This window comes from Enterobacter sp. 940_PEND (assembly GCF_001059415.1).
GTDB lineage: Bacteria > Pseudomonadota > Gammaproteobacteria > Enterobacterales > Enterobacteriaceae > Enterobacter > Enterobacter cloacae_M.
Window position 1 is genome coordinate 103,967 of sequence record NZ_JUMS01000006.1, and the last position, 12,179, is coordinate 116,145.

Genomic DNA, 12,179 nt, shown 5'->3' on the forward strand with positions numbered 1-12,179 from the left:
CAAAAGCCACGAATTCCTCTTGCCTGAAAGGCCGCGCGCGAGTAATTTGGCGCGATATTTTTTACCTCCCGTAAACAGGATTACTGCAATGCCAAGAGCGAACGAAATAAAGAAAGGTATGGTGCTGAATTACAACGGCAAACTGCTGATTGTGAAAGATATCGACATTCAGGCACCCAGCGCCCGTGGTGCAGCAACGCTGTACAAAATGCGTTTCGCCGATGTGCGTACCGGCCTGAAGGTGGAAGAGCGCTTTAAAGGTGACGATATCGTCGATACCGTGACCCTGACCCGTCGCTACGTTGATTTCTCCTACATCGACGGCAACGAATACGTGTTCATGGATAAAGAAGACTACACCCCGTACATCTTCACCAAAGATCAGATTGAAGAAGAGCTGCTGTTCATCCCTGAAGGCGGCATGCCTGACATGCAGGTCCTGACCTGGGACGGCGTGCTGCTGGCGCTGGAGCTGCCCCAGACCGTCGATCTGGAAATCGTTGAAACCGCACCAGGCATCAAAGGCGCATCCGCAAGTGCGCGCAACAAACCGGCTACCCTGACCACCGGCCTGGTTGTGCAGGTGCCGGAATACCTCTCCGCTGGCGAGAAGATCCGCATCCATATCGAAGAAAAACGCTATATGGGTCGCGCTGACTGATTGCGGCGTTTTTCGGGTGGCGGCTTCGCCTTGCCCGACCAACAAAAACACAAAAACCGGCTTTCAGGCCGGTTTTTTTTGTAGGCCCGGTAAGCTTAGCGCCACCGGGCAACAGAGCTTACAGAAGCTCCGGATACTTCGTCATCTTCAGCGCCAGCTCAACGCCGCGCACTTCCGCCATCCCTTTAAGACGGCCAATCGCCGAATAGCCTGGGTTGGTTTTCTTACGCAGATCGTCCAGCATCTGGTGGCCGTGATCCGGACGGAACGGGATAGGACGCACATCGCCCGCCTGCTTGCGACGCGCCTCTTCCGCCAGAATGGCGTCTACCACCGCCACCATATTCACATCGCCGCCCAGGTGCGCCGCCTCGTGGAAGGTTTTTGGGTTCTCCTCGCGGCAGGTCGCACGCAAGTGCGTGAAATGAATGCGATCGCCAAAGGTTTCAATCATCCGCACCAGATCGTTATCCGCCCGCACGCCGTAGGAGCCGGTACACATGGTGAAGCCGTTATAGATGCTGTTTACCGTCTCTTTCAGCCACTGCATATCTTCAAGGGTGGAAACAATGCGCGGCAGGCCGAGGATAGGACGCGGCGGATCGTCCGGGTGCACGGCGAGGCGTACACCTGCCTCTTCAGCAACCGGCACGATAGCGCGCAGGAAATACGCCATGTTTTCACGCAGCTGCTGCTTATCAATATCGCCGTATTCCGCCAGGCGCGCGCGGAACTGATCCAGGGTATACCCCTCTTCAGCTCCCGGCAGGCCCGCAATGATATTACGGGTCAGCTTTTCGATGTCTGCGTCACTGGCGGCGTTAAACCACGCAAGCGCCTGCTGCTGCTCTTCCGCGGTGTAATCCGCTTCGGCACCGGGACGTTTCAGAATGTGCAGCTCAAACGCCGCGAAGGCGATCTGGTCGAAACGCAGCGCTTTCGAGCCGTCCGGCATCTGATATTCAAGATCGGTACGCGTCCAGTCGAGGATGGGCATGAAGTTATAGCAAACCGTATCAATGCCGCAGGCCGCCAGGTTGCGAATGCTTTGCTGATAGTTAGCAATCCAGGTCTGGTACTCCCCGGAATGGGTTTTGATGTCTTCGTGAACCGGGATGCTCTCTACCACAGACCAGGTTAACCCCTTCTCCGCCAGCAGCGCCTGACGCTGTTGAATTTCTTCAACCGGCCATACCTGACCGTTAGGAATATGATGCAGCGCCGTGACGACACCCGTTGCGCCAGCCTGGCGCACATCATCAAGAGAAACCGGATCGTTCGGCCCGTACCAACGCCAGGTTTGTTCCATTGCCTCACCCTCTAAAGTTGTTATACCAATATGCGTTACTGCAATGACGACTACCATACATGTTTGCCGCCAGGGGTCAATATACCGTCTCACATTGATTGATCAAACTCACAGAACGGGGATATTTACGGCTCACCAATTTTATTTGCTGTCATATAACTTTACACTGGCATTGTTAATTAATGGTTAATCAGGTGTGTATCTCATGAAGACAATTGCCTCCACCGCCCTTCCTGCCCGGGTTCAGCAACCTCGCTACGATCGCGCGCAATTACGCTCACGCATCGTCCATTTTGGCTTTGGCGCGTTCCACCGTGCGCACCAGGCATTGTTAACAAATCGGGTGCTGAATGAAAAAGGCGGCGACTGGGGTATTTGTGAGATTAGCCTCTTCAGCGGCGACGTGCTGATGAGCCAGCTGCGCGCGCAGGATCACCTGTTCACTGTGCTGGAGAAAGGGGCAGAAGGCAATGAGGCGATTATCGTCGGTGCCGTCCATGAATGCCTGAACGCAAAGCTGGACTCTCTGCCCGCCATTATTGAGAAATTTTGCGAGCCTCAGGTCGCTATTGTGTCGCTCACCATCACGGAGAAAGGCTACTGCATCGATCCCGCGACCGGGAAACTCGATCTGCACAACGCCCGGATAATCCATGACCTAGAAAACCCTTCAGAGCCACATTCCGCACCCGGGATCCTGGTCGAAGCGCTCCACCGCCGCCGCGAGCGCGGCTTGCCTGCGTTTACCGTGCTCTCCTGCGACAATATCCCTGATAACGGGCACGTGGTGAAAAACGCGGTGCTGAGCATGGCGCAAAAGCGTTCCGCAGCGCTTTCTGAATGGATTGACAGCCACGTGAGCTTTCCGGGGACGATGGTCGACAGAATTGTGCCCGCCGCGACGGAGGCCTCGCTGGCGGAAATCACCGACGCGCTCGGCGTTGAAGATCCGTGCGCCATCAGCTGTGAACCGTTTATTCAGTGGGTGGTGGAAGATAATTTTGTCGCCGGCCGTCCGGAGTGGGAAGTAGCGGGCGTTCAGATGGTGCTGGATGTTCTGCCCTGGGAGCAGATGAAATTGCGCATGCTAAACGGCAGCCACTCTTTCCTGGCGTATCTGGGATACCTCGCGGGCTACGCCCATATTAATGAATGCATGGAGGACGCGTCGTTCCGCGAAGCCGCCCGTCGGCTGATGCTGGACGAACAGGCGCCCACGTTACGCATTAAGGATGTCGACCTCACCGCCTACGCCGATAGCCTGCTGGAGCGCTTTGCCAACCCGGCACTCCAGCATCGGACCTGGCAAATCGCGATGGACGGTAGCCAGAAGCTGCCCCAGAGAATGCTTGACGGGATCCGCGTTCATCTTGAGCGAAATACACCGTGGTCGCTGCTGGCCCTGAGCGTGGCCGGCTGGATACGCTACGTCAGCGGTACCGACGACCATGGCAATGCGATTGACGTTCGCGATCCCCTCAGCGATAAAATCCGCGCCATCGTTGATGCCAGCAGCGATACCGACCGCGTTAACGCGCTGCTGGGGCTGAGCGAGGTCTTTGGTCACGATCTCGCACAAAACAGCGTCTTTGTGGAGGCTGTCAGCCAGGCATACCAGCGCATCACCCGCCACGGCGCGCGTCAGGCTGTTATCGAAACGTTAAATGTTTAACGATTATTGCGCTTAACGCGAACGGATGAGATCTCCGTTCGCCCTTCCCCTTCTCACCGGTCACGTTTTTCGCCAGGATAGAGAGAATAGTGTTATAGCATCACCATTCTCATCTGGAGCGCATGTGACCAAAACCAACCTCATCACCGGTTTTCTCGGCAGCGGTAAAACCACCTCAATTCTCCACCTGCTGGCGAACAAAGATCCTGCCGAGAAATGGGCCGTGCTGGTCAATGAATTTGGCGAGGTGGGCATTGACGGCGCGTTGCTGTCATCCAGCGGCGCGATGATTAAAGAGATCCCCGGCGGATGCATGTGCTGCGTCAATGGCCTGCCGATGCAGGTCGGGCTTAATACCCTGCTGCGTCAGGGCAAAGCTGACCGCCTGCTGATTGAACCCACCGGGCTGGGTCACCCCAAGCAGATCCTCGATTTACTGACCGCCCCGGTTTACGAGCCGTGGATCGATCTGCGCGCCACCCTGTGCCTGCTCGATCCGCGTCAGCTTCTGGATGACAAGGCGGTGGCCAATGAGAACTTCCGCGATCAGCTCGCCTCGGCTGACGTTATTGTCGCGAATAAAGCAGATCGCGCCACGCCTGAAAGCCAGGCCGCGCTGGACGCATGGTGGCAACATTTCGGCGCCAACCGCACGCGGGTGCAGGCCACACAGGGGAATATTGATAGCGCCCTGCTTGACCTTCCTCGTCTGAACCTCACCGAGCTGCCTGCCAGTGCGGCTCATTCGCACAGTCATCCGGTTAAGCAGGGTTTAGCCGCTCTCAGCCTGCCGGAACATCAGCGCTGGCGTCGTAACCTGAACAGCGGCCAGGGATATCAGGCCTGCGGATGGATATTTGATGCTGAAACCGTTTTTGACACCATTGGGATCCTGGAGTGGGCCCGACTTGCTCCCGTCGATCGCGTGAAAGGGATCATGCGCACCCCAGACGGGCTGGTAAGGATCAACCGTCAGGGTGACGATTTCTTTATTGAAACGCAGAATGTGGCGCCGCCTGACAGCCGAATAGAGTTAATTAGTGCGGTTAACGCCGACTGGAATGCCCTCCAGTCCAGCCTGTTGAGGATTCGTTTAAGTTCGGGCGGCTAACGTTGCCCCAGTTTTCACTCTATGCAGAACGTTATGACAACTCGATTTCCCCTGATATTACTGCTTAATGTCGCCGGTCTGGCGCTTTTCTTCTCCTGGTATATCCCGGCGGATCATGGTTTCTGGTTCCCGCTGGATTCTGCCATTTTTCACTTCTTCAACCAGGAGCTGGTGAAGAGCAACGCGTTCCTGTGGCTGGTGGCAATTACCAACAATCGCGCCTTCGACGGCTTCTCGCTGCTGGCCATGGGCTGCCTGATGCTCTCTTTCTGGCTGAAAGAGGATAAAGCCGGGCGTCGGCGTATTCTCATTATCGGTCTGGTAATGCTGCTGTTTGCCGTCGCCATTAACCAGCTGGCAACCGCGATTATTCCAGTTAAGCGCTCAAGCCCAACGCTATTCTTCACCGATATTTATCGCGTCAGCGAACTGCTGCATATTCCAACAAAAGATGCGTCGAAGGACAGTTTCCCCGGCGATCACGGTATGATGCTGCTTATTTTTTCCGCCATTATGCTTCGCTATTTTGGCAGAAAAGCCTTCGCCATAGCCCTGATTATTTTTGTGGTTTTTGCCTTCCCGCGCGTAATGATTGGCGCTCACTGGTTTACCGATATTGCCGTCGGTTCGCTCTCCGTGGCGCTGATTGCGCTGCCGTGGTGTTTAATGACCCCACTGAGCGACAGGATAATAGCGCTGTTCGATCGCTATCTTCCCGGCAGGGCGCAACAATAATTAAACAAATAACTAACCTAAATTAACGTGAGCTATCAGGGATCGACATGATCCCTGATAGCGTTCTCGCCGCGATCTTTCCCCACTGTCATATTCTCGTCATCATATTCATGATAAAAATGAATCAATTACGCGATTACGCGGCGGATCTGCCGGTATTTTGAGCATTTCCATGTTTTTACTTTCTGTATCACATTTTCTTATAAAAAAAAGGCTTTTTTTACTCGCATTACCCCAGGCAATCGGTTAATCTCGAACTCGTTTTGCCCCATAGAGATAATTATTTCAATGGCGAATAATTTTGTGCGCTGAGCCACAAATGTGACCAGAAAGAATTGTCTCAATGTGAACAGATAATTAGTCTCGTCACGTTTGGCATTTTTATAACGATATTTGTCGTTAAGGACTTCAAGGGATAATAAACAAAATGGTCAAATCTCAACCGTTTCTGAGATATATCTTACGGGGGATCCCGGCGATAGCAGTCGCGGTACTGTTGTCTGCATGTAGTACATCTAACACCGCAAAGAATATGCATCCTGAGACGCGTGTTGTGGGAATGGAAGATTCCTCGTCACTGCAAGCCTCTCAGGATGAATTTGAAAATATGGTACGTAATCTGGACGTGAAGTCCCGCATTATGGACCAGTATGCTGACTGGAAAGGCGTGCGCTATCGTCTTGGCGGCAGCACAAAAACAGGTATTGATTGTTCCGGTTTTGTACAGCGTACGTTCCGTGAGCAATTTGGGTTAGATCTTCCGCGTTCAACCTATGAGCAGCAGGAGATGGGCAAGTCGATTTCACGTACTAAACTGCGCACCGGTGATTTAGTCCTGTTCCGTGCCGGTTCTACAGGTCGACATGTTGGCATCTACATTGGTAATGACCAGTTTGTACATGCCTCCACCAGCAGCGGTGTGACCATTTCCAGCATGAATGAACCGTACTGGAAGAAGCGCTACAACGAAGCACGCCGCGTACTGACCCGCAGTTAATATGACTATCGTATCGTTGGTTATCCCTTGGCTGGCGATATGATGAAAAAAAGCACTGCTTCGGCAGTGTTTTTTTTTGCCCGTTACACTGAATACATCCAGCGGCATTTCAGGAATCACGACGTCTATGTTCACCCGCTATTTCTCCAGCAATCGAAAAATACTGATCCTCAGCATTATCACAGGCCTGATCGCCGCCCTGCTCCTGGGTTCGTTGCAATTTTTCTGGAGCTACCACAAGCGGGAAGTCAAATTCGACACCCTGATCCACGATGTGAGCATCTATATGGAGAGCTATTTCGATGAGTTAAAAAATTCTATCGATGTGCTCCAGCCGCTCACGTTAAACAGCTGCCACGACGTCAATCAGGAACTTACCTCGCGCGCTGCCTTTAGCGTTAACGTTCGCGCATTTCTGCTGGTCAGAGACAAAATGGCGTTCTGCTCTTCTGCCACGGGGCCGATGAATTCCCCGATGGAGGAGCTGATCCCCGAGCTGCACATCGACAAACAGATTGATATGGCGTTACTTCCAGGCACCCCAATGTTGCCCAACAAGCCAGCGATTGCCATCTGGTACCGTAACCCGCTAGTGAAGGACGGCGGCGTCTTTACCTCGGTGAATCTCAATCTGACGCCTTACCTGCTCTACACCGCTCGCCAGGACGAATTTGCCGGTATTGCCATCATTATTGGCGATCACGCGCTGTCAACGCGGTCCAGCACGCTGGTGCTTGCGCATGATCTACATGAAACGCCGGCCCGTACCGCGACGCTGAAAGACGTTCCCCTGACCATCAACCTGTATGCGGACGCATGGACCAGCGATGAAATTCTCTATGCCCTGTTCTTTGGGCTGGTATGCGGCATTTGTGCCGGATCGCTCAACTACTATATCCTCAGCATTCGCCTCAATCCGGGTAAAGAGATTTTAAGCGCGATTAAGCGCGGTCAGTTTTATGTGGTTTATCAGCCCGTCGTCGATGCTAAATCGCTCCAGATGACCGGGCTTGAAGTGCTGATGCGCTGGAAACACCCGACGATGGGGGAAATTCCGCCGGACGCTTTTATCAACTTTGCCGAAGCGCAGAAGCTGATTGTCCCGCTGACGCTGCATCTCTTTGACCTTATCATTCACGATGCGCCCGTGTTACAAACCCTGTTACCTCCGGGAGCAAAGGTGGGCATCAACATTGCGCCGGGGCATCTGCATGCAGAAAGCTTCAAAGACGATATGCGCACCTTCAAAGCGCTACTGCCGCAGGATTACTTCCAGATCGTGCTGGAAATTACCGAACGCGACATGCTCAATCATCGGGAAGCCAACAGCCTCTTCGAATGGCTACACAACGAAGGGTTTGAGATAGCCATTGATGATTTTGGCACCGGCCACAGCGCGCTGATTTATCTTGAGCATTTCACCATGGACTATCTCAAGATCGACCGCGGCTTTGTTAATGCAATTGGCACTGAGACCGTGACGTCGCCGGTGCTGGATGCCGTCCTGACGCTGGCAAGACGACTGAATATGTCGACCGTCGCCGAAGGGGTGGAAACGCCGGAACAGGCCGCCTGGCTACGCGAACACGGCGTTAATTTCCTGCAGGGATACTGGATTAGCCGCCCGATGCCGCTGGCGCAGTTCCGCGAATGGCGGCCTGATATTTCGCCCGGGGGTGATTAATTTCACATTGCCCGTGACGTCACTTATTATTCAGCTTAACCGAGTCGGACTGTAAAAGAGGGAGCCGCCGCGAGATGCTTATGCGCTTCATGTTGCTGATGTTGGCACTAACGAGCCTGTCCAGCCAGGCGCAAGCCATCAAAGAAAATATCGCCTTCGCGGTGATTGGCGAGCCGAAATATGCGGTCAATTTTACGCACTTCGATTACGTTAACCCTGCCGCGCCGAAGGGCGGAAAGGTCACGCTTTCCGCCACGGGAACATTCGACAACTTCAACCGCTTCGCCCTGCGCGGCGTGGCGGCCGCGCGAACGGAATCGCTTTACGATACGCTCTTCGTCACGTCGGATGATGAGCCCGGCAGCTACTATCCGCTGATTGCCGAGAACGTGCGTTATGCCGATAACTTCGCCTGGGCGGAAATCTCGCTGAATCCGCGAGCACGTTTTCACGACGGTACGTCGGTGAAGGCCAGCGACGTGGCGTTCACCTTCCATAAATTCATGACCGAAGGCGTCCCCCAGTTCCGCATCGTGTATAAAGGCGCATCCGTCAGAGCCATCGCGCCGCTCACCGTGCGCATCGAGCTGAGCGAACCGAACAAAGAGAACATGCTTAGCCTGTTCTCGCTGCCGGTGATGCCTGAATCGTTCTGGAAAAATCATAAGCTAAGCGACCCGCTTTCCACGCCGCCGCTTGCAGGCGGCCCATACCGCATCACCGACTGGCGAATGGGGCAATATGTCGTTTACTCTCGCGTGAAAGACTACTGGGCAGCAGACCTGCCGGTAAACCGCGGGCGCTGGAATTTCGACACCCTTCGCTATGATTACTACCTCGACGATAACGTGGCGTTTGAAGCGTTCAAAGCCGGTGCCTTCGATTTACGCGTAGAAAGCAGCGCCAAAAACTGGGCGACCCGCTATATCGGCAAAAATTTCGCAAAAGGCTATATCGTCAAAGACGAGCACAAAAATGAGTCTGCCCAGGACACCCGCTGGCTGGCATTTAATATTCAGCGTCCGGTATTTAATGACCGCCGGGTGCGCGAAGCCATTTCCCTGGCCTTTGATTTTGAGTGGATGAACAAAGCGCTGTTTTACGGGGCTTACAGCCGCGCCAACAGCTATTTCCAGAACACCGAATATGCCGCGCGCGATTACCCGAAAGCCGACGAGCTGGTCCTGCTGGCCCCGCTGAAAGCGGAGCTACCGCCGGAGGTTTTCACCACCGTGTTTCAGCCGCCCGCGTCGAACGGTGACGGTTACGACCGCGACAACCTGCTGAAGGCCAGCAGGCTACTGGATGACGCGGGCTGGCACCTGAAAAATCAAAAGCGTGTGGATGCCAAAACGGGCAAGCCTCTCAGCTTTGAGCTGCTGCTCTCGTCCGGGGGCAACGATCAGTGGGTACTGCCGTTTAAGCACAACCTTGAGCGGCTGGGCGTGACCATGAACATTCGCCAGGTTGATAACGCGCAGATCACCAGCCGCATGCGCAGCCGTGATTACGACATGATGCAGCGCCTGTGGCCCGCCCAGCCGTGGCCCAGCTCGGACCTGCAAATCTCCTGGGCCTCCAGCTACATCGACTCCTCATACAATGCGCCGGGGGTAAAAAGCCCGGCGATTGATGCGCTAATTGCCAAAATAGTGGCGGCACAGGGGGATAAAGAAAAACTCCTGCCGCTCGGACGCGCCCTCGACAGGGTCTTAACCTGGAACTACTACATGCTGCCGATGTGGTATATGGGCGAAGATCGCCTTGCGCGCTGGGACAAGTTCTCCGTGCCTGCCGTGCGCCCTGTCTACTCCCTGGGCTTTGATACCTGGTGGTATGACGTTAACAAAGCCGCCAGACTTCCCGCTGAGCGGCGATAAGGAATCATCATGGGTGCCTACCTTCTCCGTCGTCTCCTGCTGATTATCCCCACCCTGTGGGCCATCATCACGATTAACTTTTTTATCGTGCAAATCGCCCCCGGCGGCCCGGTCGATCAGGCGATTGCCGCCATTGAATTTGGCAACAGCGGCGGCATGCCCGGCGGCGGCAGTGAAGGGATGGGCGCGAGCCATGCGCGAACCGGCGTAGGGAATATCAGCGAAAGCCATTATCGCGGCGGACGCGGGCTGGATCCGGAGGTGATCGCCGAGATCACCCACCGCTACGGCTTTGACAAACCGATTCACGAGCGCTATTTCAAGATGCTCTGGGATTACATCCGCTTTGATTTTGGCGACAGCCTGTTTCGCAGTGCGTCAGTGTTAACGTTGATCAAGCAAAGCCTGCCGGTTTCGATAACGCTGGGGCTGTGGGGAACGCTGATTATCTATCTGGTCTCTATACCGCTCGGGATCCGCAAAGCGGTGTATAACGGCAGCCGGTTTGATATCTGGAGCAGCACGTTCATCATTATCGGCTACGCCATCCCGGCGTTTCTGTTTGCCGTCCTGCTGATTGTCTTTTTTGCCGGGGGAAGTTATTTCGACCTCTTCCCGCTGCGGGGGTTGGTCTCCGCCGATTTCAGCTCCCTGCCGTGGTATCAGAAAATCACTGACTATCTCTGGCATATCACGCTGCCGGTGCTGGCCACGGTCATCGGCGGGTTCGCGGCCCTGACCATGTTGACCAAAAACGCCTTTCTCGATGAAATTCGTAAACAGTACGTCGTCACGGCCCGCGCCAAGGGCGTGAGCGAGAAGCAGATCATGTGGAAGCACGTGTTCCGCAACGCCATGCTGCTGGTGATCGCCGGATTTCCAGCCACGTTCATCGGCATGTTTTTTACCGGCTCGCTGCTGATAGAGGTGATGTTCTCGCTCAACGGCCTGGGGCTGCTGGGCTATGAGGCTACCGTATCTCGCGACTATCCGGTGATGTTTGGCACACTCTATATTTTCACCCTGATTGGCCTGCTGCTGAATATCATCAGTGATATCAGCTATACGCTGGTCGATCCCCGAATCGATTTTGAGGGCCGCTGATGCCGCGTTTAAGCCCCGTCAACCAGGCCCGCTGGGCCCGCTTTCGCCACAACCGCCGCGGCTACTGGTCGCTGTGGATTTTTGCCGTGCTGTTTGCCTTAAGCATGTGTTCGGAGCTGATCGCCAACGACAAGCCGTTGCTGGTGCATTTTAACGACCGCTGGTACGTGCCGGTTATCGCCAACTACAGCGAAAGCGACTTCGGCGGCCCGTTTGCAACACCGGCGGAGTATCAGGATCCGTGGCTTCGCCAGCAGATCGAACAGCACGGCTGGGCGCTCTGGGCGCCGGTGCGCTTTGGCGCAAACAGCATTAACTTCGCCACCACGACGCCATTCCCTTCCCCGCCCTCCGCGCAAAACTGGCTGGGAACGGATGCTAACGGCGGCGACGTGCTGGCGCGCATCCTGTACGGCACGCGAATCTCGCTTCTCTTTGGGCTGATGCTGACGATCTTCTCAAGCGTAATGGGCGTGGTGGCGGGCGCCGTTCAGGGCTACTACGGCGGGAAAATTGACCTGTGGGGCCAGCGGGTGATTGAAGTCTGGTCAGGCATGCCAACGCTGTTCCTGATCATCCTGCTTTCCAGCGTGGTGCAGCCTGGCTTCTGGTGGCTGTTAGGTATCACCGTCCTGTTCGGCTGGATGGCGCTGGTGGGCGTGGTGCGCGCGGAGTTCCTGCGTACCCGCAATTTCGACTACATTCGCGCCGCGCAGGCGCTTGGCGTGAGCGACCGGGGGATTATCTTCCGCCACATGCTGCCCAACGCGGTAGTGGCAACGCTCACCTTCCTGCCGTTTATTCTGTGCAGCTCGATCACCACCCTCACCTCACTGGATTTTCTTGGTTTCGGGCTACCGCTGGGTTCCCCGTCGCTCGGCGAACTGCTGCTGCAGGGCAAAAACAACCTGCAGGCACCGTGGTTAGGTATCGCCGCCTTTCTTTCCGTGGCCGTGCTGCTTTCACTGCTGATTTTTATTGGCGAAGCCGTGCGCGATGCCTTCGATCCGAACAAGGCGGTATAAA

10 protein-coding genes are annotated in these 12,179 nt (G+C 55.1%); 9 read left to right on the top strand and 1 reads right to left on the bottom strand.

What is annotated here, in order from left to right:
- The first annotated feature begins 88 nt into the window (after positions 1-88).
- Positions 89-661 carry an elongation factor P-like protein YeiP gene (gene yeiP / locus ADJ24_RS01795; protein ID WP_008500940.1) on the top strand — a complete coding sequence of 191 codons (573 nt, stop codon included), beginning with the start codon at positions 89-91 and terminating at the stop codon, positions 659-661.
- Between the two features lie 118 nt (positions 662-779).
- On the opposite strand, the gene uxuA is transcribed toward yeiP, so the two are convergent.
- Positions 780-1,970: a mannonate dehydratase gene (gene uxuA, locus ADJ24_RS01800; protein ID WP_023312484.1), complete on the bottom strand. Its 1,191-nt coding sequence runs from the start codon at positions 1,968-1,970 to the stop codon at positions 780-782.
- Positions 1,971-2,175: 205 nt separating this feature from the next.
- On the opposite strand from uxuA, the gene ADJ24_RS01805 reads away from it, so the two are divergent.
- The 8 genes from ADJ24_RS01805 to ADJ24_RS01840 all read left to right on the top strand — a co-directional run bounded on the left by ADJ24_RS01805 (position 2,176) and on the right by ADJ24_RS01840 (position 12,178).
- On the top strand, positions 2,176-3,642 hold the full coding sequence (locus ADJ24_RS01805; protein ID WP_023312485.1) for a mannitol dehydrogenase family protein: 1,467 nt from the start codon (positions 2,176-2,178) through the stop codon (positions 3,640-3,642).
- 124 nt (positions 3,643-3,766) lie between these two features.
- A complete protein-coding gene (locus tag ADJ24_RS01810; RefSeq protein ID WP_023312486.1) occupies positions 3,767-4,753 on the top strand; it encodes a CobW family GTP-binding protein in 987 nt (328 codons plus the stop codon).
- A 33-nt stretch (positions 4,754-4,786) separates the two neighbouring features.
- Positions 4,787-5,488 carry a phosphatase PAP2 family protein gene (locus ADJ24_RS01815; protein ID WP_169815238.1) on the top strand — a complete coding sequence of 234 codons (702 nt, stop codon included), beginning with the start codon at positions 4,787-4,789 and terminating at the stop codon, positions 5,486-5,488.
- 427 nt (positions 5,489-5,915) lie between these two features.
- The gene (gene mepS, locus ADJ24_RS01820) at positions 5,916-6,485 is read left to right on the top strand and encodes a bifunctional murein DD-endopeptidase/murein LD-carboxypeptidase (RefSeq protein WP_008500946.1); all 570 of its coding nucleotides are present in this window, start codon (positions 5,916-5,918) and stop codon (positions 6,483-6,485) included.
- 127 nt (positions 6,486-6,612) lie between these two features.
- Positions 6,613-8,169, top strand: coding sequence for a cyclic di-GMP phosphodiesterase (locus ADJ24_RS01825; RefSeq protein WP_023312489.1), 1,557 nt, complete (start codon positions 6,613-6,615; stop codon positions 8,167-8,169).
- Between the two features lie 74 nt (positions 8,170-8,243).
- Positions 8,244-10,049 carry an extracellular solute-binding protein gene (locus ADJ24_RS01830; protein WP_023312490.1) on the top strand — a complete coding sequence of 602 codons (1,806 nt, stop codon included), beginning with the start codon at positions 8,244-8,246 and terminating at the stop codon, positions 10,047-10,049.
- Positions 10,050-10,058: 9 nt separating this feature from the next.
- Positions 10,059-11,153, top strand: a complete 1,095-nt coding sequence (locus ADJ24_RS01835; RefSeq protein ID WP_023312491.1) for a microcin C ABC transporter permease YejB — start codon at positions 10,059-10,061, stop codon at positions 11,151-11,153.
- Complete coding sequence (locus ADJ24_RS01840; RefSeq protein ID WP_023312492.1) at positions 11,153-12,178, top strand: ABC transporter permease; 1,026 nt, start codon at positions 11,153-11,155, stop codon at positions 12,176-12,178. The genes ADJ24_RS01835 and ADJ24_RS01840 overlap by 1 nt, the downstream gene beginning before the upstream one ends.
- The last annotated feature ends 1 nt before the right edge of the window (position 12,179 follow it).